This is a genomic window from Pseudomonas sp. PvP028, assembly GCF_017832255.1.
Lineage (GTDB): Bacteria > Pseudomonadota > Gammaproteobacteria > Pseudomonadales > Pseudomonadaceae > Aquipseudomonas > Aquipseudomonas syringae.
The window spans coordinates 2,347,035-2,369,611 of sequence record NZ_JAFIBL010000001.1; the positions used below are offsets into that span (position 1 = coordinate 2,347,035).

Annotated in this window: 19 protein-coding genes; 10 read left to right on the forward strand and 9 right to left on the reverse strand. The window is 59.3% G+C overall.

Annotated elements, in window-relative coordinates; translation table 11 throughout:
- Positions 1 to 21 precede the first annotated feature (21 nt).
- From JOE34_RS10495 to JOE34_RS10505, 3 genes are all read right to left on the reverse strand, one after another.
- Complete coding sequence (locus JOE34_RS10495; RefSeq protein WP_170855837.1) at positions 22 to 957, reverse strand: transporter; 936 nt, start codon at positions 955 to 957, stop codon at positions 22 to 24.
- Between the two features lie 96 nt (positions 958 to 1,053).
- The gene (locus JOE34_RS10500; protein ID WP_096116295.1) at positions 1,054 to 2,046 is read right to left on the reverse strand and encodes a helix-turn-helix transcriptional regulator; all 993 of its coding nucleotides are present in this window, start codon (positions 2,044 to 2,046) and stop codon (positions 1,054 to 1,056) included.
- A gap of 138 nt (positions 2,047 to 2,184) precedes the next feature.
- Positions 2,185 to 5,940 carry an EAL domain-containing protein gene (locus tag JOE34_RS10505; RefSeq protein WP_245227007.1) on the reverse strand — a complete coding sequence of 1,252 codons (3,756 nt, stop codon included), beginning with the start codon at positions 5,938 to 5,940 and terminating at the stop codon, positions 2,185 to 2,187.
- Positions 5,941 to 6,403: 463 nt separating this feature from the next.
- Between JOE34_RS10505 and ettA the strand changes: the two genes are divergently transcribed.
- Positions 6,404 to 8,068 carry an energy-dependent translational throttle protein EttA gene (ettA, locus tag JOE34_RS10510; protein WP_003399986.1) on the forward strand — a complete coding sequence of 555 codons (1,665 nt, stop codon included), beginning with the start codon at positions 6,404 to 6,406 and terminating at the stop codon, positions 8,066 to 8,068.
- Between the two features lie 60 nt (positions 8,069 to 8,128).
- Here the strand turns inward: ettA and JOE34_RS10515 are convergent, their stop codons facing one another.
- The 4 genes from JOE34_RS10515 to JOE34_RS10530 form a co-directional block, all read right to left on the reverse strand.
- On the reverse strand, positions 8,129 to 8,626 hold the full coding sequence (locus JOE34_RS10515; protein WP_024663292.1) for a GreA/GreB family elongation factor: 498 nt from the start codon (positions 8,624 to 8,626) through the stop codon (positions 8,129 to 8,131).
- A 74-nt stretch (positions 8,627 to 8,700) separates the two neighbouring features.
- Entirely contained in the window at positions 8,701 to 9,054 is a 354-nt protein-coding gene (locus JOE34_RS10520; protein WP_003313791.1) for a lipoprotein, read from the reverse strand.
- 134 nt (positions 9,055 to 9,188) lie between these two features.
- Positions 9,189 to 11,045: a DUF4105 domain-containing protein gene (locus JOE34_RS10525; protein WP_024683021.1), complete on the reverse strand. Its 1,857-nt coding sequence runs from the start codon at positions 11,043 to 11,045 to the stop codon at positions 9,189 to 9,191.
- A gap of 62 nt (positions 11,046 to 11,107) precedes the next feature.
- Positions 11,108 to 11,596 (reverse strand): DUF3015 domain-containing protein, encoded by a 489-nt coding sequence (locus JOE34_RS10530; RefSeq protein ID WP_002555221.1) that lies wholly within the window; start codon positions 11,594 to 11,596, stop codon positions 11,108 to 11,110.
- A gap of 276 nt (positions 11,597 to 11,872) precedes the next feature.
- Between JOE34_RS10530 and JOE34_RS10535 the strand changes: the two genes are divergently transcribed.
- The 5 genes from JOE34_RS10535 (at position 11,873) to JOE34_RS10555 (ending at position 16,604) form a co-directional block, all read left to right on the forward strand.
- On the forward strand, positions 11,873 to 14,308 hold the full coding sequence (locus JOE34_RS10535) for an ATP-binding protein (protein WP_003424634.1): 2,436 nt from the start codon (positions 11,873 to 11,875) through the stop codon (positions 14,306 to 14,308).
- A 168-nt stretch (positions 14,309 to 14,476) separates the two neighbouring features.
- Positions 14,477 to 14,806: a hypothetical protein gene (locus JOE34_RS10540; RefSeq protein ID WP_004416072.1), complete on the forward strand. Its 330-nt coding sequence runs from the start codon at positions 14,477 to 14,479 to the stop codon at positions 14,804 to 14,806.
- A 122-nt stretch (positions 14,807 to 14,928) separates the two neighbouring features.
- Entirely contained in the window at positions 14,929 to 15,417 is a 489-nt protein-coding gene (locus JOE34_RS10545) for a TIGR00645 family protein (protein WP_003313787.1), read from the forward strand.
- Between the two features lie 108 nt (positions 15,418 to 15,525).
- On the forward strand, positions 15,526 to 15,834 hold the full coding sequence (locus JOE34_RS10550) for a DUF6482 family protein (protein WP_032662666.1): 309 nt from the start codon (positions 15,526 to 15,528) through the stop codon (positions 15,832 to 15,834).
- A 152-nt stretch (positions 15,835 to 15,986) separates the two neighbouring features.
- On the forward strand, positions 15,987 to 16,604 hold the full coding sequence (locus JOE34_RS10555; protein WP_003340445.1) for an FKBP-type peptidyl-prolyl cis-trans isomerase: 618 nt from the start codon (positions 15,987 to 15,989) through the stop codon (positions 16,602 to 16,604).
- A gap of 79 nt (positions 16,605 to 16,683) precedes the next feature.
- On the opposite strand, the gene JOE34_RS10560 is transcribed toward JOE34_RS10555, so the two are convergent.
- Complete coding sequence (locus JOE34_RS10560; RefSeq protein WP_032662667.1) at positions 16,684 to 16,926, reverse strand: hypothetical protein; 243 nt, start codon at positions 16,924 to 16,926, stop codon at positions 16,684 to 16,686.
- A 257-nt stretch (positions 16,927 to 17,183) separates the two neighbouring features.
- Positions 17,184 to 18,767 carry a peptide chain release factor 3 gene (locus JOE34_RS10565; protein WP_003396266.1) on the reverse strand — a complete coding sequence of 528 codons (1,584 nt, stop codon included), beginning with the start codon at positions 18,765 to 18,767 and terminating at the stop codon, positions 17,184 to 17,186.
- A 344-nt stretch (positions 18,768 to 19,111) separates the two neighbouring features.
- Between JOE34_RS10565 and JOE34_RS10570 the strand changes: the two genes are divergently transcribed.
- From JOE34_RS10570 to JOE34_RS10585, 4 genes are read left to right on the forward strand one after another with little or no spacing between them, the layout of a single operon-like run.
- Positions 19,112 to 19,825: an ABC transporter permease gene (locus JOE34_RS10570; protein WP_003340453.1), complete on the forward strand. Its 714-nt coding sequence runs from the start codon at positions 19,112 to 19,114 to the stop codon at positions 19,823 to 19,825.
- Between the two features lie 14 nt (positions 19,826 to 19,839).
- Positions 19,840 to 20,733, forward strand: coding sequence for a glycine betaine ABC transporter substrate-binding protein (locus JOE34_RS10575; RefSeq protein WP_010418548.1), 894 nt, complete (start codon positions 19,840 to 19,842; stop codon positions 20,731 to 20,733).
- A gap of 13 nt (positions 20,734 to 20,746) precedes the next feature.
- The gene (locus tag JOE34_RS10580; protein WP_003396269.1) at positions 20,747 to 21,400 is read left to right on the forward strand and encodes an ABC transporter permease; all 654 of its coding nucleotides are present in this window, start codon (positions 20,747 to 20,749) and stop codon (positions 21,398 to 21,400) included.
- Positions 21,397 to 22,554: an ABC transporter ATP-binding protein gene (locus JOE34_RS10585; protein ID WP_003400013.1), complete on the forward strand. Its 1,158-nt coding sequence runs from the start codon at positions 21,397 to 21,399 to the stop codon at positions 22,552 to 22,554. The genes JOE34_RS10580 and JOE34_RS10585 overlap by 4 nt, the downstream gene beginning before the upstream one ends.
- Positions 22,555 to 22,577 lie beyond the last annotated feature (23 nt).

Here is a 22,577-nt window from a genome sequence, read left to right on the forward strand (position 1 = left end):
TCGTCGCGTTGCGCACGCCACTTAAAAGCTGATGCCGGTACGCAGCGCTACGGTGTAGCCCTCGGCACGGTTGTGGGCGTCGAACTCCTTGTAGGCGTGCAACCAGATGGGCGGCAGACCGGCGCCGGGTTTGAAGTAACTCACTGCAGGGCCTGCGGCGAGTACTCGGGCGCGATTGCCGCGGGTCAGTCCCGGCGCGTCGTCGTCCGACAGCTGTCGGTAGTAGTAGCCGCCAATGCCGACGGTCCAGTCGCCCACATGCTGGCCCACTGCAAACTCATGTCGGTACTCAACGCCACTGCGGTAATCGGTGTCGGGGTTACGCGCGTTTATATCGATCTGGAAACTCGAGGAAACCTCGAAGCCACCGGGTGAAATGTAGGTCGCGTTCAACAGCGGAGAAACCGTCCAGTGGTTGGTGCCAGGGCTGACCAGACGGTTTTTGTCATAGTCCCCGGTGGGCGCCTGAAACATCAGTTGGGCATTGATGCCCAGCCCCGGTCCGAGCTTCCAGTCCAGGATGATCGGCACCACTTGCAGGTCCGCCTGACGAAACAGCGATGCACTGTCGCTGAAGACCCGTTGCCCCCCGGCGTTCACGCCCAGGTCTGCATCCATCTTGAAGAAGATCGGCACCACCGCGAAACCATAGCGCGCCCCCAAAAACTCCTGCTCGGTCATTCGCAAATAAGCGAGGCCGATTGCCAGGACGTTGATCTGGAAATCGTTGGGGCTGTCATTGCCGTGGCTGTCCTTGATGACGTTCGCCCGGTAGTTGCTGATGCGCATGCCGACGGTGCCATTGGGGGTGGTGGGCGGCATGAAGCCTGCGCCAAAGTCGAAAACGCCGGCGGCTGTCGTAGGTGCAGCATTTTCGGTGGCGCAGGCTGTGGACGATAACCACAGGATCGCCATGGCGAGCCCTGAAGCGCTAAGGAAGTGGTTTTTTAATGACATCGGTAAGCGCCTTGTTATTTTTATGGGCGAGCACAGCCCTCCCTTGCGGGGTGGCAGTTATTGGAAAAACCGGAAATGGGCTGGAACGCGTTGGCGTCAGCCGTCAGTCAAATGCAGTAACTGAGCGATCTGCGCTTTACGGGTGACACCGAGCTTGTTGTAGATCTTTCTCAAGTGGTGCCGGACGGTGCAGGGCGACATACCGATGTTGCGCGCGACTTCCTTGTAAGTCTGTCCGACCGCAAAGCCTCGGGCGACCTGAAGTTCGCGCGTGCTCAACAGTTCCAGACTGCTGCGTCGACGCGCCGTCAATAGAACGAGGTCGCCCACCGGCTGCGACGTGATGTGCAGGTTCTGACTCGAATAGCCCTCTTGAGGGTTGCATTGTCTGGGCAGACGATTGGACGGTCTGTCGGGCCATTCCGAGCCCAGCATCGACGAGAACGCAGGCTCCATGGAAAGCAGCACACCGTAACGATCGCTCACCGCCATGGCGGTCTCATCGTAGGCGCCCTGAGTTTCCCGCAGGGTCGTGAGCGTGCGCAGATAACTGGCCTGTTCGGCGGCGATCAGATGCGGCATCAGCCACTCGATCAGGCGTTTGTCCAAAGGCGAAAAGGACGTATGGTCAGCCGAGCGAAACAGCGTCAAATGCACGCCCTGCTGGGTGTGCGGGTCGGTCAGGACAATGCCCAGAGCGAAACAAAGGTCGTACTGGCGTCCGAGTTCGGCCAGCGCGGGAGGTGCATCCGCTGCCGTACAGTGAATGACCTGACAGACGCCTTGGGTCTGATGCATTCTGCCGACGCTGGCATCCGAGGTCTTGAGTTGCTCCCACTCGGCGGGATAGCCGGTGGGCAGGCCGAGCAAAAAGGAACTGTGCTCGACGGGCCAGTTGTCACGCCAGGTGGATCTTCCCCACCAGGCCTTGTCGAACGGCACCAGCGCGCACGCCCGCTCAAGCGCCTGTTGATGAAACGTAGAGATCGACGCGCTGCTGACCTCGGTCTGAAGCGCGAGAATCACCTTGTTCAAGGCTTCAACGACCTGACAGGAAACACTGTCCAGGGATGTTGTATCGCTGATCATGCTACCCCCTTGTGTTCTTTATTATGGGTAGAGCGCTCGCTGTCATCGACGCTGTGCGAGGCAGTGGCTCAAGTCTACTCATATTCAAGGGTTCGGCTATCGTTCAAATGTACGATGGCCGGGGCGCGAGGCCCGCATTCAATCCAGCATGAACAACGCATCATTGCTGAATTGCGCTTCGAACTGCGCAGGGGGCATCGGGCGGCCGAACAGGTAGCCCTGGACTTCGTCGCAGTCGTGTTCGCGAAGAAACTCCAGTTGTTCATGGGTCTCCACGCCTTCGGCGATCACCGAGAGGTTCAGGCTGTGAGCCATGGCGATGATGGCGCGGGCGATCTGGGCGTCCTGCTCGCCGGATGGGAGGCCATCGACGAAGGTGCGGTCGATCTTCAGCACGTCAATCGGGAACTGTTTGAGGTAGTTCAGCGACGAGTAGCCGGTGCCGAAGTCATCGACTGCGATGCTCAGGCCAAGGTTTTTGAGGCCATCGAGGATCTGCATGGCCTCGTTGACCTCGCGCATCAGGATGCTTTCGGTCAGTTCCAGCTCCAGGCAGGCGGGTGACAGGCCGGTCTGTTCGAGTATGAGGGCGATTCGCTTGCCGAGCTGGCCGTCCGAGAACTGCCGTGCCGAGATGTTGACCGACACCTTGGGCACGCGAACCCTGGCCTGATGCCAGTGTTTGAGTTGGCGGCAAGCTTCGGCCAGAACCCAATCGCCGACTTCCACGACCAGCCCGAGCTCTTCGAGCACCGGGATGAAGTCGTTGGGCGGTACTAGCCCGCGACGTGGATGGCGCCAGCGCAGCAGGGCTTCTGCGCCCGTCAGGCGTTTGCCGTCGCCGCTGAACTGCGGTTGGTAGAAGAGGGTGAACTCCTTCTGCTCCAGAGCGTGGCGCAAGTCGCTTTCCAGCTCCAGACGCTCCAGAGCGGTGGCGTTCATGTCTGCCTGATAGAACTGGAAATTGTTCTTGCCGCGCTCTTTGGCGTGATACATCGCTGTGTCGGCATTCTTCATCAACTGACTCAGTTCCTTGCCGTCCTGCGGGCTGAGGGCGATGCCGATACTGGCGGTCACAAAGAACTCGCGGCCTTCGAGTACGAAAGGCGTTATCAGGCTGGTCAGAATGCGTTCGGCAACGTGAATCGCGCGATTCAGCGCGGCTTCGCGGGTTTCATCCGGTTCCAGCAGCAGGGTGAATTCATCCCCGCCCATGCGGGCCACGGTGTCATCCACCGATACGCAGGCGAGCAGGCGCGTGGCCATTTCCTGCAGCATCCGGTCGCCCGCGGCATGGCCCAGGGAGTCGTTGATCGGTTTGAAGCGGTCGAGGTCGAGGAACATCAGCACCACCCAGGCCTGCTGGCGCTCGGCGTGCTGCAGCGCCGAATGCAGTCGATCCTGAAACAGGGTGCGGTTGGGCAGATGAGTCAGCGCGTCGTAGTAGGCCAGACGGTGGATACGATCCTCGCTGGCCCTGCGCTCGCTGATATCGCTGAAGAAGCACACGTAGCTGGCCAGGTCGCCTTCATCGTCGAGGACTGCGGTAATGCCGACCCAGGCCGGGTAGTGTTCGCCATTACGGCGCTTGAGCCGGATTTCACCTTCCCACGTGCCTTGTCCGTTCAACTGCCTGAGGATGTGGCGCAGCCGGGTTTCCTGTTCGGACTCCACGGTGAGCATGCCCGGCAGTTGATCGAGCACCTGAGCCACTTCATAGCCACTGACGCGGGTAAAGGCCTCGTTGGCCTGCACAATATAGCCAGCGGGGTCGGTAATCAGAATGGCGGATGTCGAATGCTCGAATACGGTGGCAGCCATGCGCAGGTCTTTCTCGGCCCGACGCTGCTGACTGATGTCCCGGCCCACGCCGAAGATTCCCTCGAAATTGCCGTGTTCGCCCCACACCAGAACCACGCGCAGTTCCACCGGGATCTTGCGACCGTCGGCACGCAGGCAGTCGAACAGGAACATTCGGATGGTGACTTCTTCGCGCAGCCTGGCGAGTTCCTGAGGTTTGTCGAGGACCTTGTCGATGCGGTCCATGAGCGCATCAAAACCGACTATTTGCTGGGGGTTGGCAATAGCGGCGGACCAGCCGTTCTGCAGGATCCACTCGGCGCTGTAGCCCAGCGCACGTTCTACCGAAGGGCTGACGTAGTTGACTGCCAGCCGGCCGTCGGTGGAGAAAATCACATCACTGATGCTTTCGGCGAGCATGCGGTAACGCTGTTCGCTGTCACGCAGTGACTGGCTGGACGCGACCTGCTCGGTAATGTCCTTGGCAATGCCGATGATACGGGTGACCCGGTCTTCTGCGTCCCAGGCCAGCGCCTGCTCGCGAATGTCGAAAGACCGCCAGTTGCTCTCGCGGTCCCGGAAGCGCAGCACGCGTTGCAGTAATTCATTGTGCCCGTGGTGACGCTGGCGCAGGCGCATGTCCTGATAGTTTCGGGCGTCCTCAGGGTGCAGCAGGACTTCCCAGAAGAACTCGCCCATGGCGTGCAGTTCTGACTTGCTGTAACCCAGCGTGTAGCCGAAGTGGTGGTTGCTGTAGATCACCCGCTGGCTGAGTACGTCCTGAACGTACAAATGGTCCGGTACGGTGCGTACCACGTCGGACCAGAAGCTCTCGCGGTCCAGCAATGACAGCTCGACCTGTTTACGGCTGGTGATGTCGCCAATGCTGAGAATCACCGCATCGAAGTCGCTGCGTGTCTCGGGCAGGCGCATGACCAGCCACAGGTGCTGATCCTCACCGCTTGCGCGGGTCAGGCAGATTTCCAGTTCCAGTCGTGGCTGCCCGGCGAGAACCGCCTGAATGATCGGAATGCCGACGCCCGGACGCGAGCGTGATTCGCCCTCGATCAATGGTTGCCATGCCTGTTCGCGGTGCTCGATGTCCAGCAGGCTCAAGGCAACTTCGTTGAGTTCGCTGATGCGCAATTGCTGCAGCAGGCGTTTGAGCGAGGCTGGCTGGCTTTTGAGCAGACGCTCGAAGTCCTCGCTGGTCCTGACCTCAAGTGCTTCCAGTTGCTCCTGAAGGCCGGACATGTCCATGACACAGATCGCGACGCCCGCGCCTTCGAAGATATCCCGGTAGCGGCGCCTGCTCTGCAGCATCTGACGCTGGCGTCGGCGCAGGCTGATCAGCGCGATCAGCGGCAGGATCGACAGCAGCAGGCCGATCAGGCACTTGCCGATCAGTGGCGCAAGCAGTTCGCTGCGGGCCTTGTAGGTGTCGAACAGCCCCCGCAGTTGCCAGTCACTGTTGCTCAGCGGCTGCAGCAGAATGGTATCGGACAGACCACTGTCCGCTTCGTTGGCCGGCACCTGTTCATGGAGAATGACCCGCTGCGTCTTGCGCTGTTCAAGACGCCACAGGTGCTGAAAGTTCTGCGCCGGCTGGCTGGCAAGTTCTTTCAAGGCGTCGGGTGCCACGCGCACTGCCCAGTAGTCGCCGCTCACGCCGTTGCCCAGGCGAATCAGTATATAAATCTGGTTGCCGTCTTCGGAGCCGGTATAGAAGTAGGGGCGACCGCGCGCCTGCTTCATGGCTTGTTCGAGAAACTCACCGTCGCGCGAGGCCTCGGCACTGTCACTGACAATTTCACTCTCCCGATTCAGGCGAGCGACGCTGCGCAGTGCGGGCAGGGCAGTGCGCAGGTTCACCAGCGTCGTCGGCTGCTCCAGCCGCTCCCCCGAGGATAGCGCCTCGTCCAGCAGGTTCATGGCGATCTGCGCCTTGAGCGCCATGTTCAGACTCATCCGGTCTGACAACTGGACGCTGTACTCCAGACTGCGCTGACGCTGGCGCTCCTGAGTCTGATGAAATTGCTCGATCAGCTGCCAGAGCAACAGGGCAAGCACCACCAGAACCAGGCCCGCCAGCATGCCTTTCACTGACCCACGCAGAGGCCTGGTCGCACTGTCTGTAGCAACACTTGATGACGACAGAGGCGTTGAAGTGGGCAAATCGCTGTTCCTGACTGCTGGACTGAAGCAGTGGTGCTTTAGATAAAATAGGCGGTCGCCCAAAGAGGGCGGCTAGCATGCCTTTAGTTGTGGCAAAGTGCCAGTGCCATTGGGCCGTATCGTTTGCCCTGCACGCAGCATTCGGGTAGCTTTGCGCAACGTGTGGTATCCACCGACTCCTGCATGAGTGACTCCACTTTTTGCAATATCGATCAGGCTTTATATTTGCCAGCACTGCCCCGATATATTTCCAACTGAGTTTATTCAAGGCTCGGAACGGTCTCGCGGCAAGTCTCAAGGACAAATAAAAGCTTTTTTCCGGCCGGAGCTTTAAGCTCGTTACCCAAATCGGTCCTCATTACAGACGCTAGGTTTTCATTTCATGGCTCAATACGTCTACACCATGCATCGGCTGAGCAAAGTTGTGCCGCCGAAGCGTGAAATCCTGAAAAACATCTCTCTGTCTTTCTTTCCCGGTGCCAAGATCGGCGTGCTGGGCCTCAACGGTTCGGGTAAATCCACGCTGTTGAAAATCATGGCGGGTGTCGACACCGAGTTTGATGGCGAAGCGCGTCCGATGCCGGAGCTCAATGTGGGTTATCTGCCGCAGGAGCCACAACTTGATCCGAACAAGACGGTCCGTGAGGTCGTCGAAGAGGCGGTCAGCGTGATCAAGGACGCCCAGGCGCGTCTCGATCAGGTCTACGCCGAATACGCCGAGCCGGACGCTGATTTCGACAAGCTGGCGGCCGAGCAGGCCAAGCTCGAATCGATCCTGCAGGCCAGCGATGGCCATAACCTGGAGCGTCAGCTGGAAGTCGCCGCCGACGCGCTGCGCCTGCCGGCCTGGGATGCGAAGGTTTCGGTCCTTTCCGGTGGCGAAAAGCGCCGCGTCGCGCTGTGCCGCCTGCTGCTCTCCGCACCGGACATGTTGCTTCTCGACGAACCGACCAACCACCTGGATGCCGACTCGGTCGCCTGGCTGGAGCATTTCCTCCACGACTTCCCGGGGACTGTGGTTGCGATCACGCACGACCGTTACTTCCTGGACAACGTGGCTGGCTGGATTCTGGAACTCGACCGCGGCGCGGGTATTCCTTACGAGGGCAACTATTCCGGCTGGCTTGAAGCCAAGTCGGACCGCCTGGCGCAGGAATCCAAGCAGCAGACCGCTCACGAAAAAGCCATGAAAGACGAGCTGGAATGGGTCCGCAAGGGTGCCAAGGCGCGTCAGTCCAAATCCAAGGCGCGTCTGCAACGCTTCGAAGAGATGCAGTCGCAGGAATTCCAGAAGCGCAGCGAGACCAACGAGATCTATATCCCGGCCGGTCCGCGTCTGGGCGACAAGGTTATCGAGTTCAAGAACGTCACCAAGGGCTATGGCGACCGCGTGCTGATCGACAACCTGTCGTTCTCCATGCCCAAAGGCGCCATCGTTGGCGTGATCGGCGGTAACGGTGCCGGTAAGTCGACATTGTTCCGCATGCTGATGGGCAAGGAGCAGCCGGATTCGGGCAGCATCGAAGTCGGTGAAACCGTGCAGCTGGCCTGCGTGGATCAGAGCCGTGATGACCTGGACGGCAGCAAATCGGTGTTCCAGGCAGTGTCCGACGGTTCCGATGTGATCCGTATCGGTAACTATGAGATTCCGTCGCGTACCTACGTCGGTCGCTTCAATTTCAAGGGCGGCGATCAGCAGAAGTTCGTCAAGGACCTGTCCGGTGGTGAGCGTGGTCGTCTGCACCTGGCGCTGACCCTGAAAGAGGGCGGCAATGTGCTGCTGCTCGACGAACCGTCCAACGACCTCGACGTGGAGACCCTGCGTTCACTGGAGGAAGCGCTGCTGGACTTCCCGGGCGCTGCCATTGTGATCTCTCACGATCGGTGGTTCCTTGACCGTGTAGCCACGCACATCCTGGCGTACGAAGACGATTCGCAAGCGATCTTCTTCGAAGGCAACTACACCGAGTATGAAGCCGATCGCAAGAAGCGTCTGGGCGAAGCGGCTGCCCAACCGCACCGTGTGCGTCACAAAAAGCTGGCCTGATCCGCGTTCAGGCACGCGCCGCTCCTTGCAAGGAGCGGCACTGCCGCTGGTCGGCCTGGCTCACGCGTCAGGTTCGATCAGCAGCACTTCAATCGACTGATCGCCTGCCGGGCGCTGCCACAACACTTCATCGCCTTTCTGCGCACCGATCAGGGCGCGGCCCAGTGGCGACCCCCAATTGATCTGTCCTTTGGCTGCATCGGCCTGATCCTCTCCCACCAGATGCACGCGCTGCTGGTTGTCCTGTTCATCCGCGAACGTTACCCAACTGCCTATCTGCACTTTTTCGGTCGACACGGCCGGTGCGACGACCTGCGCGCTTTGCAGGCGCTGGTTGAAGTAGCGCAGGTCGCGTTCCAGGTCGGCCAGTCGCTGCTTGTCTGCCGCTTCGCCCAATGCGGTTTGCGTGCTGTGCTGCGCCTGCAGGCTGTTGACGTGTTTCTTCAACATGGTCAGGCCTTCGGCCGTGACGTAGTTGATCTGTGTACTGACCAGCCGCTCGACCGGTTGCTCGGCCTCGGCGGCAGCGTTGTCTTCGTTTACGAATGCGCGGCTCATGAAATGTTCTCCCTAATAGGCTTTGGGCCACAGCAGGGCATCATTGGTTTCGTCGATTTTCCAGGCTTTGTGGGTCAGTTCGGGCGGTAGGCCTTGGCGGCACTGCGGGTCTTTTCCCGCTCCCAGGCACGGTCACGCTCATTGAAGACCTGGCCGGGATCGAGCCGGTCGCGATTGTCCTGCGAGGTCTCGCACTGACGAAAGCCATCGGTCCAGCCCTGGGCGTAGAGCTTGTCTTTCAAGTAACGGGGCACGTTTTTGCGGAATTGGCCGGTAGTGGCGCCTGCTGCATCCCTGCCGCTGCTGCAGCCGTCCTGATAGCCGTCTGCAAAACCCGGCGGATAACCCTCCGCCAGCATCTGGTCACGGGTGGACTGACAACCCGCCAGCACGATGGCCAGCGACAACAACAGCCAATACCGCTTCATGGTGATTCCCTCTGCTTATGAGAGGAGTCTAGAAGGTAATTTGTGAGTTATTTGTAAAAGCGATGTAGGGAACGTGTAATGGCAGTGTGCTTTTATTTTCGACGCACACTGCCGGCGACTCGCTACTGATCCGGTCAGTAGTGATACCACTTCACCTCAAGCATCACTTCGTTCTGTGGCGAACTCATCTGGCTGAATTCACGCTGGGCGCTCAGGCGCAGGCCGAGGTTGCGGGACAGCTCCCATTGCTGGTTGAGACTGACGCTGCGGCGCACTTCGCCATTGGTGAAATAGTCGCCCTTGGCTTCCAGGCTGAGGTTGCCCAGCGGGTTGCGCCATAGCACGCCCGTGTTGAAGCCTGCAGCGGGGGAGATGAATTCGGCGAAATCGTTATTGTGTTCGACCCGCACGGTGCCCAGTGCGAAGCCAAGCATGTCATCGGCCAGTTGCCAGGTGCCGCCGCCACCACCGTTGACATGGCTGACGAGGTTTTCGTCGCCGTGCTTGCCGAGAACCCGTTCCAGGCCGCCGGTGACTTGCCATGACCAGGGTTTCAGCAGTTCAGTGCGCGGAGTCAGTGAGCGAATGGTCGCCAGGTCCAGTTGCTGTACCTGCCAGTCATTGCCTTCGTATTGACGCACCTTGAGCTGAAGAATCTCGATCTGCGCACCCAGCGGGAAGCCATAGGCGTTGTCGTTCAGGTCGTGATAGGCCATGCGCAGGCCATATTCGGCAAACGCCTTGTCACTGCGTGTGCCCGCTCCCAACTGCCAGGTGCGTGATTCATGGCCTTCTTCCGGCAGGCCGGGGCGCGGGATGTCCAGTTGTGGCGGCGGGTTCTGGTTGATCGCCTGCAACAGTTCGAAGCTGCGCTGCGAGCGTTGTGTATCGCGCTCAAGGCCGTTGGCGCGGTAGCGTTCCAGACGATACGCGGCGTCCTGAATCAACGCGCGGCGTTCCTTGGGCTGCGCAAGGTACTCGCTGTTCTGCAGTTGCTTCTGGTCGGCGCTGACCTTCAATACCCACTGTTGCTCGTCTGCATCGAGCGGTTCGGCGCGGCTCAGCAGTTCGCGTTCGCGTGACGGGCGATAGTCGATCTTCTCCACCAGCCCGGCGGCCTTGATCGCCTTGACCGTATCGGTCGGGATCGCGGTCAGGCCGAACTGATCGGTAAGCTTCAGGCCCGGGCGGGCGACCTGCAGCAATTCCAGCAGCCGGTACGAGCAGTTTTCGTCGAAGAAGAAATAACTGAAGCGGATCTGTTTCAGCTCCCAGACGTGCTCGACCATGCGCCCGGTTTCTTCCGCAGTCAGGTTCAGCCGGTATTCCCAGAGGTCACGGTTTTCCAGGCTGCGGTATTCCGACAGTTTTTCCTGATACGGCACTAGCGCAAACAATCCAGGATAGCCGCCTGCCAGACCTTTCCACGCGTACAGAATGCTGTTGTCCATGCCTTCGATGTAGGCACCGAAGTTGATCGCGTAGCTCAGTAAGGTGGTGTTGTTGGTTTTCGCGCTGGCCGGATCGATGCGCAGCAGCGTATGGCCAAACATCGACGAGGGGCTATTGAGGTAAGCGGCCGGGAAAATCAGCACCGTGCTGTCCGGGGCCACATCCTTGTACCAGGCCTTGAATTCCTTGCAGTCCGGGGTCGGCAGGTCGGTCAGGTGCAACTGGTCACGCAGCCAGCGGGTGCGTGCCGGGTACACGCACTGGGCGTGGGTCTGTTCGTTACTGACGGGTGCGTAAATAGCGTCGAGTGTTGCGCTCAGCTCCGCCTGCGGGTCGTGTGCACCGTTGGCGGCGAGAAAGAATTTGGGGTCTGTGACATAGCTGCGCCAGCCACCGAGCTTGCCGGCTTCGTAGTGACCCAGAGAAATCCAGAACGGTTCATTGGCCAATTGCTGCAAACGTTCAGCGCTGGCATGAGGTGCCGCGGACAAAAAAGGGGCACAGACGAACAGCGCCAGCGATACAAGACGTTTGAGCATAGAGGGCAACTAGTCAGAAAAGGGAATCCCGCCCTTTGCGAACAAAGGGCGGGCGAACGACTTTAAGCCTGGGTAGCGTACTTGGCCAGAGTCGGATCGTTTTTCAGAACATTGACGGTGTTGGTGTGGACGTCTTCGGCAGTGGCGTCGGCCTTGCTGAAGATTTGCGAGAAGTGCTCGTGAGTGACGGCGGCGAAGTGCTCGCGGTCTTCTGGTGCAACGCCCAGTACCACAGCGTAGGTCGTCAGTGCTTCGCCCTGACCCATGGCCATGTCCTTGGAGAGTTCATCCATCATGCCGTTCATGGCAAGCCAGGATTTACCGCCATAGGTCAGTGCGCCGTTGGTGGAGCAGCCGTTGGTGCCGGAGGTCATGCCGAAGGTGGCGTTACCTGAAGTACCGTTGGTGGTCGAAGCCAGGAAGTGAGCTGGAGTACCGCGTTGACCTTCAAACAGCATGTTGCCCCAACCGCAGTCAGGACCGCCTGGTGCTTGAGCCATAGCGTTGATCGATACAGCGGCGAAGAGCGTTCCAAGAAGAATCCGTTTCATAGCTTTTTCTCTTTTTAGTTCAGCCAAGGGTCGAGTTTCTTGAGTCGTTACATCAAGACAGGCGGCCAACCAACAACCACCTGTGCAGTTTGGAGTTTAGGCACGTTCCAAGGGTTCCGTCATCGATTACAGATTATTGCTTGAAAACGGCTTTTTTAAGGACATGGCTCATGGCAGCACCCACGCAAATGCTTTTCGGCTCTTTCCTGCCTTGCAAGTCGTGTACAGCGAGCGCCAGAATGCCGACATCTGCCCCGCCTGATGTAAGGATTACTGATGCCCGATTCTGTCGCAGCCAACCTACGCCTGGCGCCCAACGCGCTGACCCGTCCGTTTTCCGCTGAGCAGTTCAGCTTTGCGACCACCCATGAGCTCGAACCTTTTCGCGGTGTCCTTGGCCAGGAGAGAGCCGTAGAGGCCCTGCAGTTCGGCGTTGCCATGCCGCGCCCCGGTTACAACGTATTTGTCATGGGCGAGCCCGGCACCGGGCGCTTTTCGTTCGTCAAACGCTACCTCAAGGCCGAAGGCAAGCGGATGCAGACGCCGTCGGACTGGGTCTACGTCAACAATTTCGACGAGCCCCGCGAGCCCAAGGCACTGGAGCTGCCTCCAGGCACAGCTCATGAGTTCACCGCCGACATCGGCGGCCTGATCGACAACCTGCTGGTGACCTTCCCGGCGGTTTTCGAGCACCCGTCTTACCAGCAGAAGAAAAGCTCGATCGACCGTGCGTTCAATCAGCGTTACGACCGTGCTCTGGACGTTATCGAGCGCCTGTCACTGGAAAAGGACATCGCGCTGTATCGTGACAGTTCCAACATCGCGTTCACGCCGATGGCCGATGGCAAGGCGCTGGACGAGGCCGAGTTTTCGCAACTGCCCGAAGCGGATCGCGAGCGCTTCCACGAAGATATCTCCGCGCTCGAGGAGCGTCTCAACGAAGAGCTGGCCAGCCTGCCGCAGTGGAAGCGCGAGTCCAACAATCAGCTGCGTCAGTTGAATGAAGAAACCATCACCCTGACCCTGCAACCCTTGCTGGCACCTCTCTCGGAAAAATACGCCGAGAACGCTGCGGTCTGCGCCTACCTGCAGGCCATGCAGGTGTACCTGCTCAAGACGCTGGTCGAGCAGTTGGTCGATGACGCGAAGACCGACGCCCAGGCGCGCAAGCTGCTGGAAGAGCAGTACAGCCCGAGTCTGGTGGTCGGGAATACTCGTGATGGCGGTGCGCCGGTGGTTTTCGAACAGCACCCCACCTATGACAACCTGTTCGGGCGCATCGAATACAGCACCGATCAGGGCGCGCTGTACACCACGTATCGGCAACTGCGCCCCGGCGCGCTGCATCGCGCCAACGGCGGTTTCCTGATTCTGGAAGCCGAGAAGATGCTGGGCGAGCCGTTCGTCTGGGATGCGCTCAAGCGTACCCTGCAATCGCGCAAGCTGAAGATGGAGTCGCCGTTGGGCGAGCTTGGCCGCGTTGCCACCGTGAGCCTTACGCCGCAGGTGATCCCGTGGAACGTCAAAATCATCATCATCGGTTCGCGTTCGCTGTACTACACCCTGCAAGACCTTGATCCTGACTTCCAGGAGATGTTCCGGGTGCTGGTCGACTTCGATGAAGAGATTCCGATGGTCGACGAAACGCTCGAGCAATTCGCTCAGTTGCTCAAGACCCGGACCTCGGAAGAGGGCATGGCGCCTTTGACCGCCGACGCAGTGGCGCGGCTGGCGACTTACAGCGCCCGATTGGCCGAGCATCAGGGGCGTTTGTCGGCGCGTATCGGCGACCTGTTCCAGTTGGTCAGCGAGGCCGATTTCATCCGCCAGCTGGCCAACGACGACAAGACCGACGCCGGGCATATCGAGCGTGCGCTCAAGGCCAAGGCCACCCGTACCGGGCGGGTTTCGGCGCGGATTCTCGATGACATGATGGCTGGCGTGATCCTGATCGATACTGACGGCGCGGCAGTCGGCAAGTGCAACGGCCTGACGGTTCTGGAGGTCGGCGACTCGGCCTTCGGCGTGCCCGCGCGCATTTCCGCCACGGTTTACCCGGGCGGCAGCGGGATCGTCGACATTGAGCGCGAGGTCAACCTTGGCCAGCCGATTCACTCCAAGGGCGTGATGATTCTTACCGGCTACCTCGGCAGTCGTTATGCCCAGGAATTCCCGCTGGCGATTTCCGCGAGCATCGCGCTCGAGCAGTCCTATGGTTACGTGGACGGCGACAGTGCGTCGCTGGGCGAGGTCTGCACGCTGATCTCGGCGCTGTCACGCACGCCACTCAAGCAGTGCTTCGCGATTACCGGTTCCATCAACCAGTTTGGCGAAGTTCAGGCGGTGGGCGGGGTCAATGAAAAGATCGAGGGCTTCTTCCGCCTCTGCGAAGCCCGTGGGCTGACAGGCGAGCAGGGCGCGATCATTCCGCAGGCCAACGTCACCACGCTGATGCTGGACGAGCGTGTAGTGCAGGCTGTACGTGCCGGCCAATTCCACATCTACGCGGTGCGTCAGGCCGATGAGGCGCTGAGCCTGCTGGTGGGCGAACCCGCCGGTGCGCCTGACGAGCATGGCGAGTTCCCTGAAGGCAGCGTCAATGCGCGCGTGGTGGAGCGTCTGCGCGATATCGCAGAGATGCTCAGCGACGAAGACCTCAAGGAAGAGCTGGAAAAGGAGCCAGCGCAGTTGCAGCCTGAACTCAAGGTCTGACCGCGCAGGAGCCGGGCGGTGTAGCGCCGCCCGGTGCTCCGTTCATCAGGGATAGTTTCTCGCAGGATGGTTTTCTTCTAGTCTTGAGGTGATCGCAGTGGCCAAGGAGATTGGCGTGCATCCTGCTAAACGAGAAGGATGAATACTGTTGCTGATCAGGAGCGCATCATGCAGCGTAGCCTTTGCCTTACCCGAGAATGCATGGGGCTGATGACCCGTATCGAGTGTGTCATCCGGCCTCTGCGCAGTGACAGCGGACAGTGGATGGTGCTCTTCGCGGCCGGAATGGCTGCAGAACAGCCTTCCGCAATCAAGTCCCAGGGGCCTTTCAGAGGCTTGCCCGAAGCGCAATCGGTGCTCACCAGCGTTATCGAAAGCCTGTCGTTGCATGGTTATCAATGTGCCGATGACGTACCCATCTGGGCCCTGCACGTCCAGGCTGAACTGCGCCGTATCGATAGCGACAGGATGGTCTGTCAAAGCTCGTCGCTGTTCTAGGCTTCAATCCGGTTCCTCAGCAGCGCGCTAACGGCCGCTGTGCGATATTTTGTCGCACGCTCAGAGCGGCGCATTACCGCTGATATACTCGCCCGCTCCTTTAAAACACCTTGCGAGTATCAATGGAACGTTTTTTTGAAAATGCCATGTACGCATCGCGCTGGCTGCTGGCGCCGATCTATTTCGGCCTGTCCCTTGGCCTGTTGGCGTTGTGTCTGAAGTTTTTCCAGGAAATCTTTCACGTCATTCCCAACATCTTCTCGCTGGCCGAGGCAGACCTGATTCTGGTGCTGCTCTCGCTGATCGACATGGCGCTGGTCGGTGGCTTGCTGGTGATGGTGATGATCTCCGGCTACGAGAACTTCGTGTCGCAGCTGGACATCGACGAGGACAAGGAAAAGCTCAACTGGCTGGGCACGATGGATTCGTCTTCGCTGAAGATGAAAGTTGCAGCATCGATTGTGGCGATTTCTTCCATCCACCTGTTGCGAGTGTTCATGGATGCCACCAACATCAAGCCCGAATACCTGATGTGGTACGTGATTATCCACATGACGTTCGTGATATCGGCGTTTGCGATGGGCTATCTGGACAAGGTCACCAAGCACTGAGACAACGCTGAATGACAGGGGCGGGCATTATCGTTTCTGGCATGTCGGCGCTGTGTGTTGTAAAACGTCCGTTCCGATGCATCAGGCGTTTGCGCAGGAGGTTCGATCATGAATTATCAGGAATTTATCGGCCACGCCCAGGCCGGGCGGGTCGATGAGCTGAACCTGATCTCCATCGAAGGCGGCATCTATCTACTGGATGTGCGCATGAATGGCACTTCGGTGATGCTCAAGGACCCAGCGGGCAAGACCCTGCATCTTCGCTCCGTAGAGCACGCCCGGGACTTGCTCAAGGAAATACCGGTGGTGCCTTTTTACCTGGTCCATTGCGTGGTCCATGACGAGCTGTGTGGCATGCCTGTCAATGAACGCTCTGAAATGCGCCTGCCGATCTCGTTTCATTCCTCATGGTCCTGATCGCCAACTGCGGATTGCTGCTGCGGTAGGGGCTGCAGCGGCAATTGTGCTAGGCTGCTCGGCCTTTTGGTTCGGGGCGCATCAGCGTATAGCGTGATTGCCGTTCAGGTTTTGCGTGATACCGACTGCGTGCCCCTCTACGGAGCAGTGTCATGTCCGAAGTCAATCTGTCCACCGACGAAACCCGCGTCAGCTACGGCATTGGCCGTCAGTTGGGCGATCAGTTGCGCGACAACCCGCCACCGGGCGTCGATCTGGAGGCCATCGTGGCAGGCCTGCGCGATGCGTTTGGCGGTCAGCCAAGCCGTGTCGGTCAGGAAGAAATGTCCGCCAGCTTCAAGGTCATCCGCGAAATCATGCAGGCTGAAGCAGCCGCCAAGGCTGAGCAGGCCGCAGGCGCCGGCAAGGCCTACCTGGCTGAAAACGCCAAGCGCGAAGGCGTGACCACGCTGGCTTCGGGTCTGCAATTCGAAGTCGTGACCGCTGGCACTGGCCCTAAGCCAACCCGTGAAGATCAGGTACGCGTTCACTACCACGGCACGTTGATCGACGGTAACGTCTTCGACAGTTCCTACGATCGTGGCGAGCCGGCCGAATTTCCGGTCAGCGGCGTGATTGCTGGCTGGACCGAGGCGCTGCAACTGATGAACGCCGGCAGCAAATGGCGTCTGCACGTGCCGAGCGAGCTGGCTTACGGCGCTCAGGGCGTAGGCAGCATCGCACCGCACAGCGTGCTGGTGTTTGATGTGGAACTGCTGGACGTTCTGTAAGCGACCCGGTCGATGCAGATAGTCGCTGAACGGATCGCGCCGATTCGTTCAGCGACGCAGTTGTGCTGATGCTTCATGCTCAGTGCAACTCACCCATGGGGCGCAACGCCCGCGCGTAGCAGAACAGAAACAGGTTTCTCACCATCTCCTTGAGCACCAATGGCTCGCTGGAACTCAAACTGCACACATCCAGATCGCCCTGATCGCGTAGCTCCTCCAGCGCTTCCTCTTCCAGTACGGCACACACTTCCCCCGTCTCGCGATGGAGAATTCTCAGGTAAGGGTGGGGTCTGTCCAGCCATGCATCGATCAAATAGGTCATGTCTCATCTCCTGTGCAAGTCAGATGAGAATAATTCTTATCGGGATAATAGCAAGGCTCTATTGAGATTAATTCTCATTTTGCGCTGAATGGTTGATCCAGATCAGCGAATGCCGGTCGAGCGAGGACGCGGAGCGTCCAGAACGGCGTGCCGACGCGGAGCATCGGCACGATAGTTAGAAAACTATCGTTCCTCATGCTCCAGCGTGGGAGTGCCGTTCGTGACGCTCTGCGTCACACAGCGATGCCATCAGCCGGTCAGTGGTGCTCGCGGGTGGCGCGGAATTTCACGTCGGGCCAGCGTTCTTCCATCAGCGCCAGGTTCACGCGGGTAGGGGCGAGGTAGGTCAGGTGACCGCCGCCGTCCACTGCGAGGTTTTCCACCGCCTTGTTCTCAAACTCTTCGAGCTTCTTCTTGTCGTCGCAGTCGATCCAGCGGGCTGACCACACAGTGATTGGCTCGTAGGCGCATTCAACCTTGTATTCTTCCTTGAGACGGCTGGCGACCACATCGAACTGCAGCACACCGACGGCGCCGAGGATGATGTCGTTGCTGCGCTGCGGGAAGAACACCTGCGTGGCGCCTTCTTCGGCCAGCTGTTGCAGACCCTGACGCAGTTGCTTGGACTTGAGCGGGTCCTTCAGGCGTACGCGACGGAACAGCTCTGGTGCGAAGTGCGGAATACCGGTGAACCCCAGGGCTTCGCCTTCGGTGAAGGTATCGCCGATCTGGATGGTGCCGTGGTTGTGCAAGCCGATGATGTCGCCGGCGTAGGCTTCTTCTAGCTGCTCGCGTTCCGATGAGAAGAACGTCAGCGCGTCGCCGATCCGTACGTCCTTGCCCAGGCGCACATGGCGCATCTTCATGCCCTTGTCGTAACGGCCCGAGCAGATACGCATGAAAGCGATGCGGTCGCGGTGCTTGGGGTCCATGTTCGCCTGGATCTTGAACACGAAGCCGCTGAATTTCTCTTCCGCCGGCTCGACGGTGCGCTCGTTGGCCACACGTGCCAGCGGCTTGGGCGCCCAGTTCACCACGGCATCGAGTACATGATCGACGCCGAAGTTGCCCAGCGCGGTACCGAAGAACACCGGGGTCAGCTGACCGTCGATGAATTCCTGCTGGTTGAATTCGTGGCAGGCACCCTGTACCAGCTCCAATTGCTCGACGAAGCGCTCGTATTCATCGCCCAAGTGGGCGCGGGCTTCGTCCGAATCGAGCTTCTCGATGATTTTGGTTTCGGTGCGCTCGTGGCCGTGACCCGCGGTGTAGACAATGATGTAGTCATCGGCCAGGTGGTAGACACCCTTGAAGTCCCGGTAGCAACCGATCGGCCAGGTGATCGGTGCCGCCTTGATCTTGAGGACCGCTTCGATTTCATCGAGCAGCTCGATCGGGTCGCGGATATCACGGTCGAGCTTGTTGATGAAACTGACAATAGGCGTGTCACGCAGACGGCAGACATCCATCAGCGCGATGGTGCGCGGCTCGACGCCTTTACCGCCGTCGAGGACCATCAAAGCCGAGTCGACCGCCGTCAGGGTGCGGTAGGTGTCTTCGGAGAAGTCTTCGTGGCCCGGGGTGTCGAGCAGGTTGATCATGTGGTCGCGATACGGAAACTGCATCACGGACGTGGTAATGGAGATACCACGCTGTTTCTCCATTTCCATCCAGTCGGAGGTGGCGTGACGGTCGGATTTACGCGACTTGACCGTACCGGCGACGGAAATGGCCTTGCCCATCAGCAGGAGTTTTTCCGTGATGGTGGTTTTACCCGCATCCGGGTGGGAAATAATGGCGAAAGTGCGGCGTTTCGCGACTTCGGCGGCCTGTTGGGTCATGGGAAATCGCCTGGGATGGGATTGAAAAAGGGCGCAGATTATAGCTCAACTCGCGGCAATAACCGAACCGTTCAGACAATAAACGATGGCCAGATAATGTCTCGTGTGGGAACCTTTCAGGTCGTGGAGACGTCCACTCCCCCGTCAAGGCTCGCAACGAAGCCAACGCAAGGGGCTGATTCATCAGCATGTTGGTTTGACGAAGCTGCGCTTATGGCTTGTGTTTTCGCCGAGGTTAAACCCTTACCGGCGACCCACCCGCTGCTCTTCGCGAACGTCATTGCCGGCGTCCTCCCCGGACGTCCAGGTCAACGCGTTCGCCGACTGAAATAAGGAGTCCGCCTGTGGCAAATCGCTATGGCAAGGGGCTATTGGGAGGTGCGGTTGCGATCGCACTCCTGGCCCTGCTGATCCACTGGATCGGCGTTAGTACTATCAAGCAATACCAGGATGACCTGCTGTTCTATCTTCAGGCTCATCTGATTCTGGTTGTGGTTTCAATGTTGGCGGCCCTGGTGGTCGGCATCCCTGCGGGCATTGCCCTCAGCCGACCGAGTATGGTTGGACGCGCCGAACGCTTCATGCAGATATTCAATATTGGCAACACCGTTCCTCCTCTCGCCGTTCTGGCCATTGCCCTCGGGATTCTCGGGATCGGCAGCGGGCCGGCGATCTTCGCGCTGTTTCTCGCCTCGCTGTTGCCGATCGTGCGTAACACCTACGAAGGCCTGAAAAACGTACAGGGTTCACTCAAGGAAGCTGCCGTCGGTATTGGCATGACTCCGCGCCAGGTGCTGTGGCGTGTCGAGTTGCCCAACGCTGTACCGATCATCATCGGTGGCGTGCGGGTCGCACTGGCGATCAATGTCGGGACCGCGCCGCTGGCGTTTCTCATCGGTGCCAATAGCCTTGGCAGTCTGATTTTCCCGGGCATTGCGTTGAACAACCAACCGCAATTGGTGCTGGGTGCGGCGTGTACCGCTCTGCTGGCGCTGCTGCTCGATGGTCTGGTGATACTGGCCAGTCGTCTTTGGCTGGAACGCGGACTGGCTCGCTGAGCGAAGGAAATCTCATGAAAAGAATATGCTTGTTTTTAGGCTTTGCCTTGCTGTTTCCGGCATTGGCCCAAGCTGCAGAAAAGCCGCTGTTGCGTGTCGGCGCACGGGTGTTCACCGAACAGACCATCCTCGCTGAACTGACCGCGCAATACCTGCGGACCAAGAACTACGACGTGCAAATCACTGGCGGCCTGGGCAGCAACCTGGCGCGCAGCGCACAGGAAAGTGGTCAGCTGGATCTGTTGTGGGAATACACCGGTGTGTCGCTGGTGTCCTACAACCACATCGACGAAAAACTCGACAGCGCCCAGACCTATGCGCGGGTCAAGGAAGTCGATGCAAAGAAAGGCCTGATCTGGCTTTCGCCGTCGAAGTTCAACAACACCTATGCGCTGGCGCTGCCGCAGAAGATTGCTGACAAGTACCCGCAGGTCAACACCATGTCCGACCTGGCCAAGGTGTTCAAAGACGAAGCCAAAGAAGGGCATCTGGTCGCGCTGGACACCGAGTTTGCCAACCGGTCCGACGGCCTGGTCGGCATGGTCAAGCATTACGACATGAATCTGGGGCGTGAAAACACTCGGCAGATGGACTCGGGCTTGGTGTACACCGCGCTGCAGAACGGTCAGGTGTTCGCAGGGCTTGTCTACACCACAGATGGTCGCCTGAACGCGTTCAAGCTCAAAGTGCTACAAGACGACAAGCACTACTTCCCGGACTACACCGCGGCGCCGGTGATTCGTCAGGAATATCTGGATAAGCATCCGGACATCGAGACGTCGCTCAAGCCGCTGGCTGATCTGCTGGACAACCAGACCATGATCGACCTCAACGCTCGTGTCGACGTCGGCCATGAAAGCCCATCCGCGGTTGCTGCAGATTTTCTGCGTCAGCACCCATTGAATTAAGGAAGGAGACGATATGAGTTTCTTGAGCGCCTTCTCCCATCTGGACTGGGCACAGGTCCTGCACCTGACCTGGCAGCACATTACGCTGGTTGGCATCGCCGTGACCCTGGCGATTGTCGTCGGTGTGCCGTTGGGCGTGTTGATGACGCGTTTTCCAGTGCTGGCGGGCCCTTTGCAGGCCAGCGCCACGGTGTTGCTGACCGTGCCGTCGATTGCCCTGTTCGGCCTGCTGCTGCCGTTCTACTCCAAGTTCGGCCAGGGCCTTGGCCCGATGCCGGCGATTACCGCGGTGTTCCTTTACTCGCTGCTGCCGATTATGCGTAACACCTATCTGGCCCTCACAGGCGTAGAACCGGGTATCCGCGAAGCCGCCAAAGGCATCGGCATGACCTTCGGCCAGCGTCTGCGCATGGTCGAGCTGCCTATCGCAGTGCCTGTGATCCTCGCCGGTGTGCGCACCGCCGTGGTGATGAATATCGGTGTCATGACCATCGCCGCGACCATCGGTGCCGGTGGTCTGGGTGTACTCATTCTTGCTTCTATCAGCCGCAGCGATATGTCGATGCTGATCGTCGGCGCGGTACTGGTCAGCATTCTGGCCATTATCGCCGACCTTCTCCTGCAATGGCTGCAACGCACGCTGACTCCAAAAGGATTACTGAAATGATCGAACTCCAGAACCTCTCCAAGACTTTCCAGAGCAACGGCAAAGAAGTGAAGGCTGTCGATTCGGTCAGCCTCACGGTCAACGAAGGCGAAATCTGCGTCTTCCTCGGCCCGTCGGGCTGCGGCAAGAGCACCACGCTGAAAATGATCAACCGCCTGATCATGCCAACCTCCGGCAAAGTGCTGATCAATGGCGAAGACACCACTGGTCTTGACGAAGTGACCCTGCGTCGCAACATCGGCTACGTGATTCAGCAGATCGGGCTGTTCCCGAACATGACCATCGAAGAAAACATCGTGGTCGTGCCCAAGCTGCTCGGCTGGGACAAACAGCGTTGCCATGACCGTGCTCGCGAACTGATGAGCATGATCAAGCTGGAGCCCAAGCAGTACCTGCATCGTTACCCGCGTGAACTGTCCGGCGGCCAGCAACAGCGTATCGGCGTGATCCGTGCCCTGGCAGCCGACGCACCTCTGCTGTTGATGGACGAACCGTTCGGTGCGGTCGACCCGATCAACCGCGAGATGATCCAGAACGAGTTCTTCGAGATGCAGCGCGCGCTGAACAAGACCGTGATCATGGTCAGCCACGACATCGACGAAGCCATCAAGCTGGGCGACAAAATCGCTATCTTCCGTGGCGGCAAACTGCTGCAGATCGATCACCCGGACACCTTGCTCGCTCATCCGGCTGACGACTTCGTCAGCAGCTTCGTTGGCCAGGACAGCACCCTCAAGCGTCTGCTGCTGGTCAAGGCCGAAGATGCGGCCGACAACGCGCCGTCGGTCAGCCCGGAAACTCCGGTTGCCGACGCACTGGAAGTGATGGACGAAAACGACCGTCGCTATATCGTTGTCACCGACAGCGAGAACAAGGCAATGGGCTATGTGCGTCGTCGTGACCTGCACCGTCAGCAGGGCACGTGCGCGCAGTTCCTGCGTGAATTCAACGCCACTGCCGCTTACGACGAACATTTGCGCATCCTGCTGTCGCGCATGTACGAGTTCAACCGTGCCTGGCTGCCGGTGCTGGATGCCGAGAACGTGTTCCTGGGTGAAGTGACGCAAGAGTCCATTGCGGCTTATCTGAGCTCGGGCCGTTCGCGTGGCATGAAGACCAGTATTGTTTCGCCAGCCGAGCAAGTGGCTTCCTGACCGGCTGCGTTGCCGCCAGCGTC

Coding starts and splice junctions, on each gene's coding strand:
- JOE34_RS10560 (WP_032662667.1), bottom strand. CDS start 16,926: ATGACCTATTTGATCGATGCATGGCTGGACAGACCCCACCCTTACCTG.
- JOE34_RS10580 (WP_003396269.1), top strand. CDS start 20,747: ATGAGTTTCTTGAGCGCCTTCTCCCATCTGGACTGGGCACAGGTCCTG.
- JOE34_RS10495 (WP_170855837.1), bottom strand. CDS start 957: ATGTCATTAAAAAACCACTTCCTTAGCGCTTCAGGGCTCGCCATGGCG.
- JOE34_RS10540 (WP_004416072.1), top strand. CDS start 14,477: ATGCAGCGTAGCCTTTGCCTTACCCGAGAATGCATGGGGCTGATGACC.
- JOE34_RS10525 (WP_024683021.1), bottom strand. CDS start 11,045: ATGCTCAAACGTCTTGTATCGCTGGCGCTGTTCGTCTGTGCCCCTTTT.
- JOE34_RS10545 (WP_003313787.1), top strand. CDS start 14,929: ATGGAACGTTTTTTTGAAAATGCCATGTACGCATCGCGCTGGCTGCTG.
- JOE34_RS10585 (WP_003400013.1), top strand. CDS start 21,397: ATGATCGAACTCCAGAACCTCTCCAAGACTTTCCAGAGCAACGGCAAA.
- JOE34_RS10520 (WP_003313791.1), bottom strand. CDS start 9,054: ATGAAGCGGTATTGGCTGTTGTTGTCGCTGGCCATCGTGCTGGCGGGT.
- JOE34_RS10550 (WP_032662666.1), top strand. CDS start 15,526: ATGAATTATCAGGAATTTATCGGCCACGCCCAGGCCGGGCGGGTCGAT.
- JOE34_RS10565 (WP_003396266.1), bottom strand. CDS start 18,767: ATGACCCAACAGGCCGCCGAAGTCGCGAAACGCCGCACTTTCGCCATT.
- JOE34_RS10535 (WP_003424634.1), top strand. CDS start 11,873: ATGCCCGATTCTGTCGCAGCCAACCTACGCCTGGCGCCCAACGCGCTG.
- JOE34_RS10500 (WP_096116295.1), bottom strand. CDS start 2,046: ATGATCAGCGATACAACATCCCTGGACAGTGTTTCCTGTCAGGTCGTT.
- JOE34_RS10515 (WP_024663292.1), bottom strand. CDS start 8,626: ATGAGCCGCGCATTCGTAAACGAAGACAACGCTGCCGCCGAGGCCGAG.
- JOE34_RS10505 (WP_245227007.1), bottom strand. CDS start 5,940: ATGCTGGCGGGCCTGGTTCTGGTGGTGCTTGCCCTGTTGCTCTGGCAG.
- ettA (WP_003399986.1), top strand. CDS start 6,404: ATGGCTCAATACGTCTACACCATGCATCGGCTGAGCAAAGTTGTGCCG.
- JOE34_RS10555 (WP_003340445.1), top strand. CDS start 15,987: ATGTCCGAAGTCAATCTGTCCACCGACGAAACCCGCGTCAGCTACGGC.
- JOE34_RS10575 (WP_010418548.1), top strand. CDS start 19,840: ATGAAAAGAATATGCTTGTTTTTAGGCTTTGCCTTGCTGTTTCCGGCA.
- JOE34_RS10530 (WP_002555221.1), bottom strand. CDS start 11,596: ATGAAACGGATTCTTCTTGGAACGCTCTTCGCCGCTGTATCGATCAAC.